Source organism: Nocardia sp. XZ_19_369, from assembly GCF_015355715.1.
Classification (GTDB): Bacteria; Actinomycetota; Actinomycetes; order Mycobacteriales; family Mycobacteriaceae; genus Nocardia.
Genome location: NZ_JACVED010000010.1, coordinates 142051 through 163086, shown reverse-complemented (window position 1 = coordinate 163086; position 21036 = coordinate 142051). Strand labels below are relative to the sequence as shown.

22 protein-coding genes are annotated in these 21036 nt (G+C 68.1%); 10 read left to right on the top strand and 12 right to left on the bottom strand.

The features are described 5' to 3' along the window. Positions 1–15: 15 nt before the first annotated feature. The 6 genes from IBX18_RS33640 to IBX18_RS33615 all read left to right on the top strand — a co-directional run bounded on the left by IBX18_RS33640 (position 16) and on the right by IBX18_RS33615 (position 5042). Entirely contained in the window at positions 16–1107 is a 1092-nt protein-coding gene (locus IBX18_RS33640) for an SDR family oxidoreductase (RefSeq protein WP_194837515.1), read from the top strand. Next, a complete protein-coding gene (locus IBX18_RS33635; protein ID WP_194837514.1) occupies positions 1104–2024 on the top strand; it encodes a nucleoside-diphosphate kinase in 921 nt (306 codons plus the stop codon). The genes IBX18_RS33640 and IBX18_RS33635 overlap by 4 nt, the downstream gene beginning before the upstream one ends. Continuing rightward, on the top strand, positions 2021–3013 hold the full coding sequence (locus IBX18_RS33630; protein ID WP_306796526.1) for a ScbA/BarX family gamma-butyrolactone biosynthesis protein: 993 nt from the start codon (positions 2021–2023) through the stop codon (positions 3011–3013). Before IBX18_RS33635 ends, IBX18_RS33630 begins: the two co-directional genes overlap by 4 nt. Beyond that, positions 3013–3621, top strand: a complete 609-nt coding sequence (locus IBX18_RS33625; RefSeq protein WP_194837513.1) for a nitroreductase family protein — start codon at positions 3013–3015, stop codon at positions 3619–3621. Before IBX18_RS33630 ends, IBX18_RS33625 begins: the two co-directional genes overlap by 1 nt. Continuing rightward, positions 3618–4523: a hypothetical protein gene (locus IBX18_RS33620; protein ID WP_306796525.1), complete on the top strand. Its 906-nt coding sequence runs from the start codon at positions 3618–3620 to the stop codon at positions 4521–4523. The genes IBX18_RS33625 and IBX18_RS33620 overlap by 4 nt, the downstream gene beginning before the upstream one ends. A gap of 147 nt (positions 4524–4670) precedes the next feature. Continuing rightward, positions 4671–5042 (top strand): hypothetical protein, encoded by a 372-nt coding sequence (locus tag IBX18_RS33615; RefSeq protein WP_194837511.1) that lies wholly within the window; start codon positions 4671–4673, stop codon positions 5040–5042. Positions 5043–5076: 34 nt separating this feature from the next. On the opposite strand, the gene IBX18_RS33610 is transcribed toward IBX18_RS33615, so the two are convergent. Next, positions 5077–5883 carry a bifunctional 2-polyprenyl-6-hydroxyphenol methylase/3-demethylubiquinol 3-O-methyltransferase UbiG gene (locus tag IBX18_RS33610; RefSeq protein ID WP_194837510.1) on the bottom strand — a complete coding sequence of 269 codons (807 nt, stop codon included), beginning with the start codon at positions 5881–5883 and terminating at the stop codon, positions 5077–5079. Between the two features lie 71 nt (positions 5884–5954). On the opposite strand from IBX18_RS33610, the gene IBX18_RS33605 reads away from it, so the two are divergent. Beyond that, a complete protein-coding gene (locus tag IBX18_RS33605) occupies positions 5955–6545 on the top strand; it encodes a TetR/AcrR family transcriptional regulator (RefSeq protein ID WP_194837509.1) in 591 nt (196 codons plus the stop codon). Here IBX18_RS33605 and IBX18_RS33600 read toward each other — a convergent pair. The 3 genes from IBX18_RS33600 to IBX18_RS33590 all read right to left on the bottom strand — a co-directional run bounded on the left by IBX18_RS33600 (position 6542) and on the right by IBX18_RS33590 (position 10568). Further along, complete coding sequence (locus IBX18_RS33600) at positions 6542–7636, bottom strand: methyltransferase (RefSeq protein WP_194837508.1); 1095 nt, start codon at positions 7634–7636, stop codon at positions 6542–6544. The two genes, IBX18_RS33605 and IBX18_RS33600, sit on opposite strands and share 4 nt — an antisense overlap. A 108-nt stretch (positions 7637–7744) precedes the next feature. Beyond that, the gene (locus IBX18_RS33595; protein ID WP_194837507.1) at positions 7745–7939 is read right to left on the bottom strand and encodes a pyridoxamine 5'-phosphate oxidase; all 195 of its coding nucleotides are present in this window, start codon (positions 7937–7939) and stop codon (positions 7745–7747) included. A 64-nt stretch (positions 7940–8003) separates the two neighbouring features. After that, positions 8004–10568: a cytochrome P450 gene (locus IBX18_RS33590; RefSeq protein ID WP_194837506.1), complete on the bottom strand. Its 2565-nt coding sequence runs from the start codon at positions 10566–10568 to the stop codon at positions 8004–8006. A 95-nt stretch (positions 10569–10663) separates the two neighbouring features. Here IBX18_RS33590 and IBX18_RS33585 point away from each other — a divergent pair, with 95 nt between their 5' ends. The 3 genes from IBX18_RS33585 (at position 10664) to IBX18_RS33575 (ending at position 13688) form a co-directional block, all read left to right on the top strand. Beyond that, positions 10664–11944: a glycosyltransferase gene (locus IBX18_RS33585; RefSeq protein WP_194837505.1), complete on the top strand. Its 1281-nt coding sequence runs from the start codon at positions 10664–10666 to the stop codon at positions 11942–11944. A gap of 25 nt (positions 11945–11969) precedes the next feature. Continuing rightward, positions 11970–12737, top strand: coding sequence for an ABC transporter permease (locus IBX18_RS33580; RefSeq protein ID WP_194837504.1), 768 nt, complete (start codon positions 11970–11972; stop codon positions 12735–12737). 69 nt (positions 12738–12806) lie between these two features. Further along, positions 12807–13688: an alpha/beta fold hydrolase gene (locus tag IBX18_RS33575; protein WP_194837503.1), complete on the top strand. Its 882-nt coding sequence runs from the start codon at positions 12807–12809 to the stop codon at positions 13686–13688. A gap of 4 nt (positions 13689–13692) precedes the next feature. Here IBX18_RS33575 and IBX18_RS33570 read toward each other — a convergent pair whose 3' ends face one another. The 8 genes from IBX18_RS33570 to IBX18_RS33535 form a co-directional block, all read right to left on the bottom strand. Continuing rightward, on the bottom strand, positions 13693–14523 hold the full coding sequence (locus tag IBX18_RS33570) for a MerR family transcriptional regulator (protein ID WP_228542185.1): 831 nt from the start codon (positions 14521–14523) through the stop codon (positions 13693–13695). 42 nt (positions 14524–14565) lie between these two features. Further along, entirely contained in the window at positions 14566–16071 is a 1506-nt protein-coding gene (locus tag IBX18_RS33565) for an NAD(P)/FAD-dependent oxidoreductase (RefSeq protein ID WP_194837502.1), read from the bottom strand. Between the two features lie 5 nt (positions 16072–16076). Further along, positions 16077–16997 (bottom strand): reductase, encoded by a 921-nt coding sequence (locus IBX18_RS33560; protein ID WP_107660140.1) that lies wholly within the window; start codon positions 16995–16997, stop codon positions 16077–16079. Positions 16998–17004: 7 nt separating this feature from the next. After that, the gene (locus IBX18_RS33555; protein WP_194837501.1) at positions 17005–17910 is read right to left on the bottom strand and encodes an SDR family NAD(P)-dependent oxidoreductase; all 906 of its coding nucleotides are present in this window, start codon (positions 17908–17910) and stop codon (positions 17005–17007) included. A 2-nt stretch (positions 17911–17912) separates the two neighbouring features. After that, entirely contained in the window at positions 17913–18941 is a 1029-nt protein-coding gene (locus IBX18_RS33550; protein WP_194837500.1) for an alpha/beta hydrolase, read from the bottom strand. Between the two features lie 153 nt (positions 18942–19094). Further along, entirely contained in the window at positions 19095–19514 is a 420-nt protein-coding gene (locus IBX18_RS33545; protein WP_194837499.1) for a hypothetical protein, read from the bottom strand. A gap of 48 nt (positions 19515–19562) precedes the next feature. Beyond that, positions 19563–19919: a nuclear transport factor 2 family protein gene (locus IBX18_RS33540; RefSeq protein ID WP_107654826.1), complete on the bottom strand. Its 357-nt coding sequence runs from the start codon at positions 19917–19919 to the stop codon at positions 19563–19565. Between the two features lie 143 nt (positions 19920–20062). Then, positions 20063–21013, bottom strand: coding sequence for a D-isomer specific 2-hydroxyacid dehydrogenase family protein (locus IBX18_RS33535; RefSeq protein WP_194837498.1), 951 nt, complete (start codon positions 21011–21013; stop codon positions 20063–20065). Positions 21014–21036 lie beyond the last annotated feature (23 nt).

The following is a 21036-nucleotide window of genomic DNA, read 5'->3' as shown; positions in this document are numbered from 1 at the left end:
CGGCGAGGTAGCGGCATGAGCGGGCGCGACACCGTATTGGTCACCGGCGCAACAGGTCTCGTCGGCGCGGAGGTGGTGGCTCGGCTGGCCGCCGCGAGCCGACCGGTCGCGGCTGTGCTGCACAGCAATTCGTGCATCGTCCGTAACGACGGCACCGCACTCGGCGCGGGTAGCCCGGTCGCCGGCGACATCCGCAGTCCCGGATTCGGGCTGTCCGAGCGTGATTCGGCGGATCTGTCCGAACGTGTCGGCATGATCGTGCACTGCGCCGCCACCACGGCGTTCGATGCCGCCGCGCAGGACTACGACGAACTCAATGTGCAGGGCACGGCCAACGCGATCGCACTCGCCCAGACCTGGGACGTCCCGCTCGTGCACGTCAGTACGGCTTATGTGTGCGGAAGACGCGGCGGCACCATCGCCGAGGACGAACTCGACGCGGGCCAGTCCTTCGGAAACGGATACGAGCAGAGCAAGTTCCGCGCCGAACAGCTGGTGCGTGCGGCGGGTGGGCAGGGCCTGCGCTGGGCGATCGTGCGGCCGGGCATCGTGACAGGCGCGAGCGGCACCGGCGTGATCCGCGAGTATAAGAACCTCTACACCGTGGTCAAGCTCATGGTCGAGGGCAAACTGCGCTCGCTGCCCGGCCGGTACGACGCGACGCTCGCGCTGGCGCCGGTGGACCACGTCGCCGAGGTGATCGCCGCGGCCGTGCTGGATTTCGACTCGGCGACCGGCCGCACCTTTCACGCGCTCGGCCGGGACACCCTGTCGCTGCGCGAGGTATCCGACGTGTTCGCCGAGTATCCGTCGTTCGAGGTCGCGACCTTCGTGCCCGCGACGACCTTCCACGAAGACGATCTCGGCGCCATCGAGCGGGAGTACTACCGGCGCATCGGCTCGCTGTACACCAGCTACTTCGAGCGTCGGCTGGCCTTCGACACGTCGAATGCCGAAGTGCTGCTCGGCAGATCGTCGCCGTCGACCGGAAAGGAGTATCTGCGGGTGCTGCTGGACTACTGCCTGGAATCCGGATACCTCGGCGTGCCCTTGCCGTCGATCGAAGAAGTGCTGGCGGGCAACGACTTCGGCGGAGCCGACCGGTGACGGCCCCGCTGAGTGAGCTGCTCGCCGCGCTGACGCCGCAGCGGGAAAAGGTGGCGGCCTATGCCGGCGACACCTATGTGCAGGAGACCGTGGACCAACTCGATCGCCTCGGTGTCGATGCCGCGAAGTTCGCCAAGGCGCACTCGATGCTGCTGCTTAAACCGGACGCCATTGTCGCCAGAGCCGTCGAGCCCACACTGAAGTGGCTGGCGGACAATGACTTCCGAGTGGTCTCTGCCTTCCGAGTGGCGGTCGATCGGCATTTCGCTCGCGCGCTGTGGTACTTCGCCTGGAACATCGCCTCACCCGAACGCCGACGCCTGGCCGACCTGCTCGTCGGCATCTCCGACGTGCTGGTACTCGTCGTGCGCGGCGAGGACGCGGAACTCCCGGTCCCCGTGCGCCTCACGGAGGCCAAGGGCCCGACCGACCCGCGTAAACGCCGGCCTGGCGAGCTGCGCCATCTGCTCGGCCGCCACAGCTACCTGCTGAATCTGGTGCATTCGCCCGACGATCCCGCCGACGTGTTGCGGGAGCTCGCCATCTACCTGGACGAGCAGCGCCGGGCGGCGGTGATCGCGGAGGCGGGCGCGGGCCTCGACCGCTCGGCCGAGGCCCTCGCGATCGCGAACGACCTCTACGCGTGGACACCCGCTCGCAGCTTCGACCGTGCGGTCGCGGTAGAGCGGATTCTGCGCGACCTCGACGCGGCCGGTGCCCCGGTCGCACCCGGATTCGACCGCGCGGCCGACCCGGACTGCGCGCAGCTGCTGTATGCCGCGTGGGCCGACGGCCGGGAACTCGATCCGTGGTCGGTGATCGTGCTCGGGTCCTATGTACTCCCGATGCGGGTCGGCACGCAGCCGCAAACGCTGCGCCCGGTATCCGCGAAAGATTGGCTGGAGGAACAACCGTGACGGCAAACGTGGAAACGGTGAAGACAGCGACTCATCTGCGCACGATCTCGCGCGAGCTGGCGCACCGGTGCGCGGTATCCGAGGTGTTCGTCACCTCGCTCGACACCGTGGCCGAGGACGAGTTCGTGGTCGGCGCCCAATTACCGAGAATGCACGCCTACTACAGCGACCACCTCGGATCGCTCGCGCTGCGGCACGACCCGCTGCTGGTGATGGAGGCGGCCAGGCAGGCGGCGATCGCGCTGAGCCACGAGTTCTACGGCGTCCCTGCCGACATGGCGTTCATCGTGCGCACCTTCAATGGCACCGGCGCGGACACCACGGCATGGGAAATCGGCACCGCACCAGCCGATCTCGTGATGCGGGTGCGGGTGCCGCGCCGGCACGTACGCGGTGAGCGGGTGCAGGGTCTGGACATGGTGCTCGAAATCGACTGCGGCGCAGAGTCGATGATGACCGTCGACGGCTCGTTCTCCTGGATGACGTCGCGACAGTGGGCCTCGCTTCGTGCGGCCTTCCGGAAAAGCCTCGGTCTCGGTGCGTATCGGGGTGCCTCGGCGTTGGCCGATCGCGCGGTCGCGGCCGAGGTCGGGCGGGAGAACTGGCGCAATGTCGTGATCGCCGCGCCACAGGTGTCCGGCACCACCGCCCGCGCGACGCTGGTGCCCGATCTCGGCCATCCGTTTCTGTTCGACCACCAACTCGATCATGCGCCGGGGAGTCTTTTGATCGAGGCGTGCAGGCAGACCGCGCTGGCCATGGTGCTGCACCGGGCACCCCGATTACAGTGCGTCGGCAGCGCTTTCGAGCGATTCGTGGAACTGGACCGCCCTGCGGAATGCGTTGCGGAGATCACCGGGCAGCAGGCCGACCGCACGGTGATCCACTGCGAGATCCGACAGTGCGATGCGGTCGCGGCCGAGGTCGATCTCGAATTCGCCGACGACGAACTGGGTTTCGACGCCGAACTGCCTGCGGCCGAGCGCTGATGAGCACCGAACTGCTCACCACCACCCGCTCGTTTCGCCGCCGCCTCGATCTCACCCGGCCGGTCGAGCGTCGAGACCTGCTGGAGTGCCTGGATATCGCGATTCAGGCACCGAGCGGCAGCAACCGGCAGCCATGGCGCTTCCTCGTCGTGCAGGACCCGGAAACCAAGCAGCAGATCGCGGAGTACTACCGAAAAGGCTTCGCCGCCAACCTGTCCGGACGCACACCGCGGCCGGATCAGCTCGGCGATCTCGCCTCCGGACGGTACCTGGCGGAGCATCTGTCCGAGGTGCCCGCGCTGGTGCTCGTCTGCTCGCTCGGCAGGCTGCCGGAGTCCGCGCCGCCGCTGCGCTCGGCGAGCTTCTACGGCTCGATCTATCCCGCGGTGTGGAACTTCATGCTCGCCCTGCGCGAGCGTGGGCTCGGATCCTGCCTGACGACGGCGCATCTGGCCTACGAACGCGAGGTCGCCGACCTGCTCGGTATCCCGTTCGACGAGGTGACCCAGGTGGCCATGGTCCCGGTCGCGCACCTGCTGCCCGGCAGTGACAGGCCGGGGCGGCGCACACCGGCGGCCGAGGTGACCAGCTGGGATCGGTGGGCGTGAGGAATCCGCTGACGTCCGCCGCGCGGATCGTCCGGTTCACCGCGGTGATGTACAAGCCGCACTACCTGCTGTACGGCGTGCTGTGGGTGCTGGCTCTCGAAGGCACGGCTTCGCTTGTGACACAGCCGGAATCGGCCTGGCGACCGACCGGGGCCACGCTGGTCCGGATAGTGGTCGTCGCGTTCGTGCTGCTGTATCTGCGCATGGTCGATGAGCAGAAGGACCTCGAATACGACCGCGTGCACAACCCGGACCGCCCGCTGGTGACCGGCGCGGTGAGTGCGGTCGAACTTCGGGTGGCGATGGGACTCATTGCGCTGGGGGCTATCGTGGGCAGTCTGGCGCTGTCGGCGGGCTCGGCCGTAATGATCGCTGTCGCAATGGCTTACGGGCTGGCCCTGTGGGGGCTGGAGTGGCTGTTCGCGACCGTGCGCACCGACATCATGGTGAATCTGTTCGTCACCTATCCGGTGCAGCTACTCGTCACCGGCTACGTGGTCGTCTCGGCGATCGACACCGGCGAGGTGCGCGCACAGTGGCAGGCCGCGGCGGTCGCCGGTGTGTTCGCCGGTGCCTTCCTGCAGTTCGAGTTCGCCAGGAAGACCTCGCGGGAACGCCGCCCCGGCGAGCTGCTGTACTCGAATGCCCTGGGCGCCAGGGGAAGCACCGCGGCGTCGCTGCTGTGTGCGGTCGCGGCGGTGCTGTGCGATATCGCTCTCGTCCGCCCGTGGGAATACTCGTCGCTGCTTGCCTGGCTCCCCGCCCCGCTGCTGCTGATACCGGCCTTCGGCGCACTGAAGTTTCTGCGTGGCGACCGCGCCGACTATCCGCCGCTGCCCGCCGTCGTCTTCGTCCTCGCGCTCTACCTCACCCTGATCGGCCAGGCCCTGACCTTGCCCTGACGCGGGAAACGGTGGCCGATGCGACCGTCGTGTCCCGCGCGAATGCGCCTCGGGTCTGGTGGAATAGCGCCGGGGGACGCTTCACGCTGATGCGGCGACCGGGCCGGTACCGGGACGATTGTGCACACTCGCGAGGAAGGGATCTATGTGAGCGAGCGTAAGCGAGGCCGAGTCGTACGAACCCTGTTACGTCGAACCATCGGGGTCGGCTGCCTACTCGTGCTCACCTGCGGCCTGGTGATCGGCAACGCGAACGCCGCGGCCGCCGACCCCGGCGCCTGCTTCATCGATCGAGGGGTGACCGATGCCATCGCTCGCTGCCACGAGGGGTACGGATCCTCGGTCTTGCAGGTCGAATGCGTCGGCATCAGTGCCGCTTCGAGCCCGGACGGCCCGATCTTCGGGCCCTACTCCGGCACCGATTCCGTACCGTCCGCGGTCGGCCAGCCGATGCGCGCCTCCTGCATGACGAGCAGCGCGCTCGGCATCACCACCCGCGCTTTCGTGTCGGACACCTAGGAATTTCGGTCGACGGACCGACGGGTCGCGAGCGTCAGGCGGCGATCCGCGCTGCAGTGACCATGACCGCCGTGTACTGCACGGTGAAGCTGCCGCCCACCGCGTCGACGGCGGCACCGAGGCCGGCCAGTACCTCGTCCAGCACGGCCTGGGGGAGACGGGTGGTGGCGCCGGTGGTCGCTGAGAAATCCAGCCACTCATCGCGGGTGTACTGCTGTTCCCAGTCGAATTGCCGCCGCTGCGGCTCGCTGAAGGCGCCCGACTCGCGAATGCCGTCGGCGGCTTTATCGCACATCGCCGCGTACATCTGAGCAGGAGTGGTCGCGGGCACGCGGGAGAACGGGGAGTCGGGGATCGCACGGTGGTAGACCTCGGCGAAATTCTCCGCGAGTTCGGGCGGTGGCTGACTTACGTTCCAGAACAAGGCAAGTCGGCCACCGGGCCGTAGCACCTCCGCCGCCTTGGCCGCGCCGGCGACGGGGTCCACCCAGTGCCACGCCTGCCCGGAAACAACGGTGTCGAATGTTCGCCCCGCGGGGTCCCACGCCTCGAAGGTGGCCACTTCGACTTCGATGCCGTGGCGGCGCGCGAATTCGGCCATCCGTTCGTCGGGTTCGACGCCGAGGACGGTACAACCGGCGGCTCGGCATTGCCGGGCGACGATGCCGGTGCCGACCCCGACGTCGAGGAAGTCGCGTCCCGGGCTTTCGGCGACGATCGCTTGCACCAGCGCGTCGGGATAGCGGGGGCGGGACCGGTCGTAGCGCTCGGTGTCCACGCCGAACGACTCGGCTATCTCGCGGGCGCGATGAGACTCTGGCGGCGACGGTATAGTGGGCATGTGCCCACTATAAGTGGGCGGATGCCCACTCTTCAACCGTTTCGGGCTGGACGACAAGGGAGAAGTACACGGTGCCAACCGGAGTGGCCATGCGCGACGTGCGCGACCAGTTGTTCGATGCCGCCGAACGCATCCTGCTGCGGGACGGGCCGAGCGCACTGACCAGCCGGGCGGTCACCACCGAGGCAAGCTGCGCCAAAGGGGTACTGCACCGGCATTTCGCCGACTTCGACGCCTTCCTGGCCGAGCTCGTGCTGGACCGCATCGCGCGGATCGACCAGCAGGCGGCCGCGTTGCGCGAAGCCGCGGGCACCGGCACCGTCGTCGGCAATCTCAGCGACGCGTTGACCGAGCTGTTCGGGACGGTTGCCGTGTCGATCGTCAGCCTCGTCACCTTCCGGGACGAGTTGCGCGCCAGGTTGCGTCAGTCCAGGCCAACGGGCGTTCCGCTGCTGGCGGAAGCGACGGCGATGATCGCCGACTACCTCGACGCCGAGCGCAATCAGGGGCGCGTCGTGGCCGCGGCCGACGTGGAAGTGTTGGCGCCCACGCTGATCGGGGCCGGGCATCTGCTGTTCGCCGACCGCAAAGGCATACCCCCGACGGATGAAGCCGTCAGCAGGGTCGTGACCACGGTCATCGCGGCGGCACTGGCACCTTAAGCGGGCTCGGCCTCGAGAATGTTGTCCGGTGACACCGTCGGGATCACTCGGGTCAGCTTGAAACCGAAGCGTGCCAAGAACTCCCGGTACTCGTCGGCGGTCCGTTCGCGCCCGCCGGTATTCACCAGCATCTCGAGATCGATGAACTTGCCGGGATGCGGGCGAGTGTGCTCGGGGACGACGAGCTCGATGACCAGCAGGCGGGCATCGGGTTTCATCGCCGCGCGGACCGTCGTGAGGATCCGTCCCGCGTCGTCCTCGGCCCAGTCGTGCAGGATGTGCTTGAGCAGGTAGGCGTCGCCACCCTGCGGTACGGCATCGAAAAAGGAGCCGGCCTCGATCGCGCAGCGGTCGGCCAGCCCGAGCTCGGCCAGCCGGCTCGGCGCCGACTCCAGCACCTCCGGCAGGTCGAACAGGATGCCCGTGGATCGTGGTGCCCGGAGCAGGATTTCGGCGATCAGCGCGCCCTCGCCGCCGCCGACATCGACCAGGGTGTCGAATGTGCCGAAGTCGTAGGCCGCGAGCAACGGGGCGAGCGACAGGCTGCCGATGCTGGTCATCGCATTGTCGAACAGCGTGCCGAGCTCACGATCGACCCGTGCGTGCTCGAAGAACGACATGCCGTGCAGCGCTTCGCCGACCGGCTTGCCGGTGCGGACCGCGTCGACCAGATGCGACCAATTGTCCCGGTGAATAGGCGAACCGAAGAACAGGGCGGCGTCGCGCAGGGTGACGCCGGTGTCCCGTTGCAGCGCTTTGGCCATCGAGGTGAGGGCGTACCTGCCGTCCCGGCGCCGGGTGAAAATGCCGTGGCTGATGAGCAATCGCAGCAGTCGATGCAGTGCGTCCTCATCGGCTCCGACGGTCTCGGCCAGCTCGGCGCCGCTGCGTGGCCCGTCCGCCAGCGCGTCGGCGATGCCGAGTTCGGCGGCGGCGTGGATCGCCTGCGTCAACCATCCGGCGGCCAGCAGTTCCATCACCGCGAGCTGTCCCGGCACCAGCTTGCGATAAGCGACCGAGAGTCCGTTGCGCACCAGCTCGACAGCCCGAACCAGCGCTGGCGGTGGCATTCTCGGGTGGTCGGGTGCCATAGGAGTCTCCATCCGCTCGACGGCCGGCACTATGCCACCAAGCAGCGTACGGGCCTGCCGCGCGTCATGGGCCGAACCGGCGGCTGCCCCTCGACGAGGTTGGCGTCGTCAGAATCGCCAGCGGGTCGCGCCGCCCGGCTCCACCGTGCCGAGCGCCATCGCGGTCTCGACGGCGATGCGGTAGACGTGCCAGGGCGGCGGGCCCGCGGACGGGGCGCTGTACTCGGCGGTGAGCGCCGGCCCGGTGGCATCGACCTTCGCGGGCCAGCCGTCCGCGGCGTACCGCGCGGCGATGTCGTCCACCGCCGCCCGGGTCGGTGACCTGGGCGACCGTGCCGTTGACGGTGAGGTCCGGAACTCATCGGCCCTACGCCCGGGCGTGCAGGACCACCGGCAGCCGCGACGGGGCGGCGACGAAATCACGGTTCGACGGTTTCACCTGATAGCCCGGGTCAGCGACCGGCTGCCAGCGGGCGAAAAGGGCGGCGGTGGCGAGGGTGATGGTCATCAGGGCGAAGTTGTTGCCCGGGCAGTGCCTGCTGCCGACGCCGAACGGCAGGATCGCCTTCTTGTCGATCTCCTCGACGCGACCGGGGAACCAGCGATCCGGGTCGAAGGTTTCCGGGCTGGGATAGTAGTGCGGGTTGTGGTGAATCATGTACGGGCTGAACACAACCATGGCGCCGTCGGGCAGCGTGGTACCGCCCAGCGTGACCGGTCCGTCCGCGGTGTGTGTGCTGACCCACGGGCCCCAGAACCGCAGCGTCTCCAGGATGACCAGCCGCAGATACGGCAGTTCCGCGACATGGTCCGGGGTGACCGGTCCCTCGCCGACGAAATCATCGAGCTCACGGCGTAATTCGGCGGCGATATCCGGATTGCGCATGATCTCGTGCCACACCCAGCCCAGGATCGATGCGGTCGAGCCGACGCCGGCGGCGAGCATCAGCAGCAGCTCGTCGATGATCTCCTCGTCCGACAGCTGGGTACCGGTCTCCGGGTCACTGTGCCGGACCAGCGCGGAGAGCACATCGTGGAAATCGCGGTCGGCGCGGCGATATTCGGTAACCACGGCGCCGATCTCGGCGCGCAACCGACGGGACTTGGCGGTGAACCGGCGATTGGCGATGACGCGCAGGCGGCGCACCGGCGGCGGCAAGGCGGCGCGTTGGATCACCTGGCCGAGCAGCCACGGGATGTTCTGCTGGACTTCACGTTTCGCGTCCGCACCGAACTCGGCGGTGAACAGCGTCGAGGAGATCGTGTCGAGGACGAGACGGTGTGCCTCGTCCACCAGGTTCAGCGGCTGTTCGGGTGGCAGCGACGCCGACCATGCGTTCGCGAGATCGGCGGCGACCACCGCGTATTCGGTCAACCGGCGCTGCCGCAGCGCGGGCGCGATCATCCGCCGGCGCAGCTCGTGCGGTTTGCCGCTGAGCACGTTGGACGCGCCGCGAATGACTTCCTGGATCGCGTCGCGCAGCTCCTCGCGATGGAATTCGCCCGCCTCGTCGAAACCCACCGCACGGATGAGGTCCGGCGTGGTGAGCACATAGGCCGGTCGCGGGCCGAGATAGATCCGGACGATCGGGCCGATCTCGGCCAGCGATGTGACGAACTTCAGTCCATCGCGCAGCGCCACCACGCTGTGGCCGAGCAGGGGGAGTCGCCCCAGCGCGGTGGGTACATTCGGAACAGGCTGCGGCATGGTTTGTTTCGCACCTCCGACCAGATCGGCGTATATCGCGACGATCACCTCGGTGAGGCGTGATTGCCGCGCGGAGTCGGCATGATCGGCGAGGATCTTGCGCATCGGCGCCAATTGTTCCGGGTCGTCGGCGAGTTCGCGCAGCGCGTCGGCGATCGCGGCCACCGAGGGGTTGCGGGTACAGACACCGCCGCCTTCGGGCACCGTCTCGGCCAGATCCGGATCGCAGTAGACCACCGGCAGCCGCATGGCCACCGCCTCCAGCAAGGCCATGCCCTGCGTGTCGAAACCCGAAGAGGGGAAGAGCAATACGTCGTGCGTCGCCATCGCGGCCAGGCACTCCGCCTGACTGACCGCACCGTGCAACCGCACCCGGTCGCTCAGCCCGCCCGCGTCGATCGCCGTCCGCGCACGCTCCCACAGCTCGCCGGTGCCATAGATGTCGAACTCGCAGTTCTCGACGAGCCGCACCGCCTCGATCGCCTCGAGCAGCCGCTTCTCCCCGGATAGTCTGGCGCACCACAGGATTCGTAGTGGACCGGTTCGTACCGGGCCGGACTCCGGCACCGAAGTCTGTGCGGCGTCGAGCAGTTCGTCATCGATTCCGTTGGAGATCACCCGAATCGGCCGAGTCAGCCCGTGGGCCAGGATGCGCTGGGCAAAGTGCTCGGTCGGCACGATCACTCGATCGGCGGCCTGGGCCTGAGCGACCATGGTGCGCCAGGCATGCCGCGCCGCCCGGGATTCATCATTGCGCGGCATGCGCCCCCGATGGGAGACGAAGCGGCCGTGCAACGCCCGCATGGTGAGCGCGGACAGGTACGGGACCGGCGAGGTGTTGGCGATGAAGACATCGTCGCGGCTGTGCACGGTGTGCACAACGGGCAGACCGTGGCGCCGGGCCGCGCGCAGCCCGGCGATGGCGACGCCGTAGGTGGTCTGGGTGTGCACGACGTCGATCGGGCCGCGCTCGGCGAACGCCGCGTCGATGGCCCGATTGTTCGCCGGCGTCGGCAGCACCATGGCGAAACCGTTCACCACGACGCCCCCGAGTGCGGAAAGGACCACCAGGTCCGGGTCCGGTTCGGTAGATTCCGGCGTGGGCGCGGTGAACACGGTGACGCGGTGGCCGAGCCGCTCGAGCCCGCGACGCTGGGCATGTACCGAGGTCTGGATCCCGCCGAGAGTCGCGGGATGGAAGTCCGTGAACAGCGCGACGTGCATGGGACCACGGTACGGACATGTGCGCCGCGCGGATGCTGGAAAAACACGAGTCGCGACAAGTGCGGGGTATGGCCCCGCCGGGTACAGGAGCTGGCATGAGAGTGGCGATTCCGTTGACGGGCACCCGCGGCGACGTGCAACCCGCGGTGGCGCTCGGGCTGGAGCTGCGCAGGCGCGGCCACGACGTGCTGGTCGGCGCGCCGCCGAACCTCGTCGACTTCGCCACCCGCACCGGCCTGGCCGCCGTCAGCTGCGGGCCGGACGTGCAGCAGCTCTACTCGTCCGACGAGGGCCAGAAGGCGCTGGCCGCGGGCAGCAGCTTCCGGCTGATGCAGCTGGTCGGCAAGCAGATGGCCGACTACGCCGAGCAGATGAACCGCGAGGTGATCGACGTCTGCGCGGGCGCGGACGTCATCGTGGCGACCATGCTCACCGAGGATCGGGCCGCGTCGGTCGCCGAGGCGATGCGGGTGCCGATGGTCTCGCTGCACGGCTTTCCGTGCCGGAAGAACTCCGTGTATCCGTTCCCCGGTTCGCTGCCGCCGGCCTGGCACCCGCCCGCCGTGGTGAACCGCGCCACCTGGCTGCTGGCGGAGAACCTGCGCCGCGTCGTCTTCATGCGCTACCTCAACCAGCTGCGCAAGGAACTCGGCCTGCCGCGCACCACCGCCGCGCCGGCCGACATGCTCGCGCGTGCGGGCGTGCCGGAGGTGCAGATCTATGACCGTGCGCTGGTGCCCGGCCTGGCCGAGGAGTGGGGCGAGCGCAGGCCGCTCGTCGGCTTCCTGCCGCTGGAGCGGACCGCCAGGGAGGCGCTCGGCGAGCTGGCCGCCGATCACGGGGAGGTGATCGCCTGGATCGCGGAGGGCGACCCGCCGGTGTACTTCGGCTTCGGCAGCATGCCCATCCGGGACACGCACGCCGTGCTCGCCATCGTCGAGGAGGTGTGCGAACGGCTGGGTATCCGCGGGTTGGTGAGCGCGGGCTGGAGCGATCTGGCCGCCGCCGACGCCGAAACCGGCAAGCAGGTCAAGGTGGTAGGCCCGGTCGCGCACGACATCGTCTTCCCGGTGTGTGCCGCCGCCGTGCACCACGGCGGCATCGGCACCACCTTCGAAAGCCTGCGCGCCGGTCTGCCGACGCTGGTCTGTTCGGTGTCGTTCGACCAGCCGATGTGGGGTGCGCAGGTCGAACGGCTCGGTGTCGGTGCGCATCTGAGCTTCCGCAAGCTCGACCGGGAGCGGCTGGAATCAGGAGTACGGACACTGCTGGACCAGGGAACCGCGCAACGGGCGAAAAACCTTGCCGGAGAGCTGCAATCGCACGCGGACGCGACGCCGCGCACCGCCGACATCGTCGAGGCTACGGCCGGGTGAGCAGGCTGACCGCCGGCGGGGCGGTATGAGCGGACTGGCGCTCGCTTGCGGGGATTGCGCCGTCATGTTCCGGCGCGCGGTGCGGCATACGCTGCGTAGCCGAGACACGCTGCTGATCTCGCTGGTGTTGCCGGTGCTGATCATGCTGTTGTTCGTGTACGTGTTCGGTGGCGCGATCCAGGTGGACGGGCCCTACATCGACTACGTGATCCCCGGAATCATCCTGCTGTGCACCGGATTCGGTGCCTCGATCACTGCCACCGCGGTGGCGACCGATCTGCGCACCGGTGCGGTGGACCGATTCCGGACCTTGCCGATCTTTCGGCAGGCACTGCTGGCCGGGCATGTGGGGGAGGGGGTCGTGCGCAACATGCTCGCTGTCGCCGTGGTGCTCGTGGTCGGGGTGATCCTGGGCTTCCGTTCGCACGCAGGGTTTTTCGGGTGGCTCGGCGCGCTCGCGGTGATCGTGCTCTTCGTGCATGCGATCACCTGGATCGCGGTCGCGCTGGGCCTGCTCGCGCAAAACCCGGAGGCGGCAGGCGGATTCACCTACGCCATCATGTTCATCCCCTACATCAGTAGCGCCTTCGTGCCGACCGCCACCATGCCGTCCTGGTTACGCGGCTTCGCCGAGCATCAGCCAGCGACTCCGGTGATCGACACGCTCCGTGGCTTGCTCATCGGCGGCGAATGGCACAGCAGCGCAGCACTCGCGGTGCTGTGGTCCGTCGGACTCGCTGTGGTCGGCTACACCTGCGCCGCAAGGCTTTTCGCTCGTCGGTCGCGAGTGTGAATCCCTTTTGATGGTATGTCCGTACCATTTATATGGTACGTTGATATCACCAACATGGGAGGGGCGATCATGCCGAAGATCGGACGGTTCACCAGCGACGAGGCGCAGGCCACCTACCTGCGAAGCTACGACGCGATGGCGGCACGGTGGCCGGTGCCGTCGACAGAGCTCGACATCGAAACATCTTTCGGGACAACGCGAGTGCGTAAGTCGGGGTCGGGAGATGGTGTCCCGCTGCTGCTACTGCCGGGCATGTCGGGCAACAGCCTGGTGTGGGGCCCGTTCATCGAGGACCTGGCCCGCGACCGCATCGTGTACACCACCGATGTCATGGGCTGGGCGGGCCGCTGCGTGCAGACCGCGCCGATGCGCGACGAGACCGATATCGCCCGCTGGGCCGGCGAGGTGATCGCCGGACTCGGTGCGAATCGCGTCCACCTCGCGGGCTACTCGCTCGGCGCGTGGCTGGCCGCCGTTATCGCCGCTGAGCATTGCGATCGGCTGGCGAGTCTGAGCCTGCTGGAACCGACCCCGGCCATCTTCGGCAGGCCGCCCTGGCGGGTGTTGCGGAAATTCATCGCCGCGGGCATCCGCCCCACCCGGGAGAAGATGCAGAAGCTCAACGATTGGCTCCAGCCGCGTATCCGGTTCACCGAGGAGGAATGGGAAATGATCCTGGCGGGGGTGAAGTTCCGGATGGCGCTGCCGTGGCCGCGCCCGCTCACCGACGAACGGCTGGCCGCGATCACCGCACCGGTGCTCGCCCTGTACGGCGCCGAGTCGGTCATCCATGATCCCGAGGTGGCGGCGGGTCACGTTCGACGGCATTTTCCCGCGGCCGATATCGAGACTTATCCCAGCGTCGGGCACGACATGCTGTGGGCGATTCCGGACCAGGTGATCTCGCGCTTCCTTGATTTCGCCGGAAAGCACGACTCGGTCCAGGTCTGAGCCGTCAGGACGGGGTGTCCGGGCGCGAATCCGTCTTGGCGCGTTCGCGTTCGGCGGCGGTGGCGAGGTAGTCGCCGAGTTCCCGGCGCAGGGTGACGTCGAGCGAGCGGGCCAGCGTGGAGTGCACCGAGGCGACGGCCAGCTCGCGCATCTTGCTCAACATCGTTGTGGTGTCGGCGATTTCGCCGCTGGTCTCGGGGAGCCAGCCAGCGCCGTGCTCATCGATGATGTGCTGCTTGGCGGCGGTGATCATGATGTGGGTGATGTCGTCGATCCGGGCGGCGACCTCGGCGTAGATCTCGATGAGGGTGCGCAGTTCCAGGCCGTACTCGTGCAGCTCGGCGAACGAGGTGAGCAGCTGGGTCTCGGTGAAAACCACGGTGTCACCTTCCAACCGGACCAGGTTCATCTCGCGCAGCCGGTCGACGAGCTCGTCGGCCTCCGCGCCGAGGATGGTGCCGATCAGCTCGCGCGGCACCTCGAAGGTTTCGTCCTTCGCCCACGACGCGGTGACCGCGTGCTGCAGGCCGAGCACCTCGGTGAGGTCCTTGCCGGTCTCCCAGCTGGTGATGAAGTCGCCGATGTGCGCGGTGGTGAAACCGCGTTGCAGCAGCGCGTCGATCAGCCGCAGTCGCTCGAGGTGCGAATTGTCGTAGATGCTGGCCCGGCCGTCCTTGCCGACGGGCGGGGGCAGCAGGCCGCGCTCCTGGTAGGCGCGCACATTGCGGGTGGTGGTGCCCGCGGCGCGCGCGAGGTCATCGATGCGGTACTCCATCGATTCCACCTCCTCGCCCACCTGCGCGCCGGAATGCCGGCGACCGAACAGCCCGGTCATTGATCGACCGAGTCTATCGCCAAGGCCGCCGGCACCGGTCATCTAGGAAACCGCCGCGATCCGGGGCTTGCGGGCGTTGCGGTCCGCGGCGACGACGGTGTAGTCGGCGAGGTCGACGGTCCGCAGCTGATTGACGTACTGGGTGGCGAAGCCCGGATACATGGTCGCGTTGAAGCCGTCCTCGGTGAGGTACCAGCTGCGGCAGCCCGAGTTCCAGGTGGTGCCGGTCAGCCTGCGCTGCATGCCCGCGTTGTAGCGGTCCTGCCGGTCCTTCCGGACGTCGAGGATGCGCAGATCCTGCTCCAGGATGGTGCCGATGGCACTGACCAGGTAGTCGATCTGGGCTTCCATGTACACCAGCGCCGAGTTGTGGCCGGGGCCCGAATTCGGTCCGAAGGTGAAGAACAGGTTCGGATACCCGGATACGGCGACACTCTTGTAGGCATACGCGCCGCGCGACCATTCGTCGGCCAGCACCCGGCCGTCCCGGCCGACGACCGGGATCGGGGTGCCGGTCTTGGATACGTCGAAGCCGGTGGCGAAGACGATGCAGTCGGCTTGGTGCTCAATGCCTTCCGCGGTGCGGATGCCGTTTTCGGAGAGCCGCGCGATGGGCCAGGTGATCAGCTTGCAGTTGTCCCGTTGCAGCGCGGGGTAGTAGTCGTCGGTCATCAGCAGGCGCTTGCAACCCGCCCGGAAATCCGGGGTGAGCTGGCGGCGCAGCCAGGGATCCTTGACCTGCCTGCGTAATTGGGCCCGCCCGACCAGTTCGACGACCCTGGTCAGCGGCGTGTTCCAGACGACGCCGAGCGCGACCGACTCGTGCCCGTAGAACCAGGCCTGCCGGGCGAGCTGCTCCGCGGCGGGCACCCGGCGGTAGAGCTCCTTGGTCACCGCGTTGGTGCGCCGGTTGACCCGGGGCAGCACCCAGCCCGGCGTGCGCTGAAAGACCTTGACCGAAGCGGCTTTATCGACCAGCTCCGGAATGATCTGCACCGCGCTGGCGCCGGTGCCGACCACCGCGACCTTCTTGCCGGTGAAGTCGTAGTCGTGATCCCAACGGGCACTGTGGATCTTGTGCCCGGCGTAGTCCTCGATGCCGCGAAGGTTCGGAAAGCTGACATTGGCCAGCGGTCCCGAGGCGAGCACCACGGCGCGGGCCCGCACGGCCTCGCTGCGGCCGTCGATGGTGATCTCCCACAGCCCGGCGGGCTCGTCGAAGGCGATGCCGGACACGTTGTGGCCGAACCGGAAATGCGGTCCGAGGCCGAACTCGGCCGCCATCGTCTCGATATAGCCGAGGATCTCGTTGCTGCCCGAGTAGGTGTGCGACCAGTCCGGGTTCGGTGCGAAGCTGTAGGAGTACAGCCGCGACGGAATGTCGCACGCCGCACCGGGATAGGTGTTGTCGCGCCAGGTGCCGCCGATCGCGTCGCCGCGCTCGAAGATGGCGAAACTGTCGATCCCCTGCTGTTTCAGGCGAATCGCGCTGCCGACACCGGCGAACCCGCCGCCGATGATGGCGACGTCCAAAGTTTTGGTGCTCATCTGCCTCACGCCGCCGGCTCGTAGGTGACTTCCTTGACCCAGGTCGGGTCCCTGCGCAGCAGCGCCTTCGGCACCCTGGCGGTGATCTTCACCAGCGCGTCGGCGAACAGGTGGTACGGGTGGCCGCGGTCGATCACCCAGCCGCCCTGCATCTTCACCAGCTGATACATCGGCAGCCTGCGCGCGAATTCGCTGCGCTCACCGACATTGGCGTATCGCTTGAGCGCCGAGTACAGCTTCTCCTCATCGACGCCCATCTCGACGATGTTGTCGCGCATCTTGTTCAGCAGCGGCACATAGCTCAGCACACCGATGATCAGCGACGGCTTCAGCCAGCCGCCGACGAGGTCGGTGGCGAGTTTGCGGATATGTGCGTGACCGAGCACATCCATCACCGCGAAATCGACGGCCAAATGCCGGGATTCGTCGTTGTTGATCTTCTTGAAGACGTCCTGGCAGACCGGGTCGTGGATCTCGTCCATGATGAACTTGACCAGCGCGCCGTCCAGCGCGACCTCGAGCATCGGAATCACGGTGCCGAGGAACGACAGCGACATGCCGTCGGCGTACTTGTCCAGGAAGTCGATCACCAGCTTGACGTTCACATTCGGCTGCGGGATCTCGTCACCGTCGAGCATGCCCCAGCGCCGCATCAGCGCCAGTTCGGCGTTGGCGTGCCGCTGCTCCTCGGCATGGAAGTAGCGGTAGATCTCGCGCAGCGTCTCGGTGGGCGCCTTCTTCGCCATGGCGGCGAAGCCGCGCGCGCCGACGTTCTCGATCCACATCAGGTCGGCCATGAACGGCTTGAGCTTGGCGTGCAGTTCGGGCGAGATCGTCTCGGCACCCGGTGCATCCCAGTCGATATCGGCCAGCGCCCACTGCCGGTCCTTGATCTTGGCGAGCATGTCGTCGAAGTCCATCGTGATGGCCATGTCAGACTCCTGTCTTGTCGGTGACCGAGGTGCGGTCGGTGGCGGGGGAGTTGTCCTGGGGCAGAACCCGATCCAGGAGGCCGAGGACATAGGTGTACTGGGCGGGAAAGTAGCGCTTGAGCCGCCACACGACGTGGGCGTCCAGCTGCGGCAGCACATACAGCTGCCCACGATCGTGGGCGTCGAGGGTGTTGCGGGCGACGTGTTCGGGCGTGAAGCCGGTCCAGCGCATCAGGGTGTCGGCCAGCCGGGCCGACTGCTGGGTGATCCGGCCGTCCTTGGCCACATTGGTTTTCACGAAGGTGGGGCACAGCACGGTGACCGCGACGCCGGTGCCGCTCAGCTCGGCCGCCATCGTCTCCGACAGCGACATCACCCCGGCCTTGGACACGTTGTAGACCGACATCGACGGTGCGGCGGCGAACCCGGCAGCGGAGGCGACATTGATGATGCCGCCGCGCCGGGCGGCACGCAGCTGCGGCGTGAAGACCTCACACCCGTGCACCACGCCCCACAGATTGATGCCGAGGGCCCACTCCCAGTCCTCGAAGCCGACCTGGCCGACCCGCTTGCCGCCGATGCCGACGCCCGCGTTGTTGATGACCAGGCTGACCGGGCGCTCGAACAGCGATTCGGCAAAGCGCGCAAGGTTTTCCACGTCCTCGCGGTGCGCCACGTCGCAGCGGAACGCGTGCGCGGTGCCGCGATGCTTGCGTTCGATCAGCGCGACGGTCTCGTCGGCGCGTGCCTCATCGATGTCGGCGCAGATGACCTGCCCGCCGCGATCGGCGATCTCCAGCGCGAAGGCCCGGCCGATGCCGCTGCCGGCCCCGGTCACCACCGCTCGCGCGCCGTAGCTGCGCCGTGGCCGATTACCCAGTGGCAGCAGCTTTTCCAGTCCGAACATCGTCAGCTCACCTTCTCGGAGACAGTGCGGGCGGCCAGTGCGGTCCGCAGGAAGTCGGCCGCGCGGGCCAGGGCCTGATCGGCCTCGGGCACCAGCGTCGGCAGCGCCTGGAAGACGTGCACCTGACCCGGCCACACCTCCAGCTCGCAGCTGCCGCCGGCGGCGCGCACCATCGCGCAGAGCGCTCGCGCGTCGGCACTGAGCATTTCGGTGCCGCCGACCTGAATCAGCATGGGCGGCAGCGACATGCCCTCCGGCACGGTCAGCCGCAGTCGCGGGGTGTCGTCGGGCAGGCCCTGCGTGTAGGCGCGTGGCATGCGGCTCGCCGCCTTGGCGGAGATGAGCGGATCCCGTTGGCGCCGTTCTTGTTCGGCGGCCAGCTGCAGGGTGAGGTCGAACAGCGGGGAGAACAGCACCACGGCCGCGGGCTGCGGGATGCGGCGGCGTTCGTTCTCGATGAGCAGGTCTAGCGCGAGGTGCCCGCCCGCCGAATCACCGGCGATCACCAGGTCGTCGGCGGTGTAGCCGCGGTCGAGCAGCCAGCGGTAGCCCGCCTCGACATCGTCGGCCGCCGCCGGGAAGCGGTGTTCCGGCGCGAGTCGGTAGTCGGTCAGGAAAACCGGGAGTCCGGTCTTGCGGGACAGCTGCGCGGCCAGCCCGCGGTGCGTGCGGGCGGAGCAGATGACGTAACCGCTGCCGTGGATGTAGTAGACGGCGCGCTTGCCGAAGGAGACGCCGGGCGCGCGGACCCATTCGCCGCGCACCGCCCCGGACCGCACCGGGGTGACGGCGGTGCCGCGGGGCACCGGGCCGCCGACGGCCATGAAGGTGGCGACGAGCTTGCGGGCGAACCAGACTCCCGGTGCGTTCATCGGCACCGCGTTGTTCAGCGGGCGCAACCCGAACTGGGTGGCCGCCGCGGCCAGGGTGGCCCGCGTGGAGGGGGCGGCGGGTACGCCTGTGCTTACCCACCCCGCCGGCTCCGCCGGCTGCCGACCCCGGGGGATCGAGGTCCTCGTTGACCTTGTCATGTGTTCAGAATCATCGATGAATGTGCCAGTTGTCAATGGCACATTTGTTGCAGGCTGATCGAAATAGGGTCTGACCTGCGACGACGACCGCGGCATCAGCTGGGGTACTGGTGCCGCGGTCGTCGGGGGCGGGGCTGTTCAGTTGTCGGATACTCACTGCGCTTTGCGCAGGCCCAGGTACTGCAGGGCGGCGAAACCGCCGACGGTGGCGGCCTGCATGACCGTCCAGATCGAGCCGACCAGATTCAGGTCGAGGGCCCCTGCGACGAGGGCGGCGAGGCTGACCACGGTCCAGGCGGCGTTGCCTGCGATCACCACGCGGGTCGCCGCGGGGCTGATCGTCTGCCGGGTGCCGATGATCGCCACCGCCACGCCGTACAGCGTCAGGAAGATCCCGATCGGAATGCCGAGCTCGGTGTTCAGGCCGAGCAGCGACTCCAGCGGTCCGGCGAGGGCGAGGTAGGCCAGGCCGTTGACGCCGGTGACCACGGCATCCAAGCGGAGCGAGAGGCGGAGCAGCTGCGGGCCGGGGGCCATGACGGAGGACAGGTAGGACGGGGCGGTGGCGTTCATGACTCTGTTTTCCTTCGGTGAATCAGTATGTAGCGGAGCGGGTTTTGATCAGGCTGCGGCGGGGACCTTGTCGAGGAAGCCGTACACGTTGGCGATGCGGCCGTCGGTGACCACGGCGACGTCGAAGCCGACAACCACCGCGGGGGCGTCGGCGGGGCCGAGCTCCCAGGTGAAGCGGACCTGGTCGTGGTGGGCGTCCACCGGGCCGGCCAGCCGGAAGGTCCAACCGGGGAATTGCGCTTGCGCCGCGGCGATTCCGGCGTCGATGGCGTCGTGCCCGGCCACCGCCATCAGCGGGTCGGTGTAGCCGGCGGTCTCGGTGAACACCCGGGCGACGGCGGCCTTGCGGGCGGCGGCGTCGGTGGTGTTCCAGGCTTCCAGGTACTGGGCGACGATGGTGTCCATGATGAGCTCCTCCGGGGCTGTGATCTGCGGTTTCGCTGTCGTTCTTGCTGACAGGAACTACGTTATGGCCGCAGGGGGGTGCCCCGAATCAGTCATCTATAAGTACTTTTCGCCGCCGTGTACGTAGGGGCGGCGCGTGGGGATCAGTAGCCGCGGTCCGGATCGATCGGGGCCAGGAGATCTTTGCCCGCGACGAAGCGCTGCACGTTCGCGCCGACATGGTCGGCGAAGGCGGCCAGCCGCAACTGCGGCGGGTTCGAATCATGCGGCGTCACAATGGCATTCGGCAGTACCCAGAGTGGGTGGCCGTCCGGCAACGGTTCCGGGTCGGTGACGTCGAGACCGGCTCCGGCAATGGCGCCGGAGGCGAGCGCGGTGACCAAGGCATCGGTGTCGACCAGACTGCCGCGGGCGATATTGATGACCCAGGAGGACGGCTTGAGCCTGGCGAGCACGTCCGCGTCGATGAGATGGTGCGTCGCGGGGGTGGCGGGAGCCGCGACGACGACGTGATCGGTGCGCGGCCACACGCGGGAGAGGTGGTCGGTGGAGATCGTCTCGATCGTGTCGGGGATGCCGGGGCCGGTGACCGGGCGGCCGGATCGGTTCACCGCGATCACCTGCGCGCCCAGCGGGGTGAGCATGGGGATCAACGCCCGGCCGATACCGCCTGCGCCGACAATGGTGACCGTCTTGCCGCGCAGCGAACCGATGTGCGGGATGAAATCCTGCTGCCGCCAGCTGGCCGCGCGTAGATGCTCGGGCAGATAGCGCACCCCGGCCAGCAGCAGCATCAGCGCGTGCTCGGCCACGCTCGCGGCGAAAGCGCCTGCGGCGGAGGTGAATTGCACCTTCGGGTGGGCGGCGATGATGCCCGCGTTGAACCATTCCTCGACGCCGGCCGCGGGGAGTTGCACCCACTCGATCGTGCTCGGCAACTCGTCCGGGAACTGCCCGGGCGTGCCCGCCCAGACCAACCCCTGCGCCTCGCTGAGGTCGGTTGTCGTCGCGCCGCCGTCCACCACCGCCTTCGCCAGCAATGCGGGCGGCGGGTCGGCCGGTCCGATCGCTATCGCTACTGCCGGTCGGTTCATGGAGGACCTCCTTCGGAGCAGTA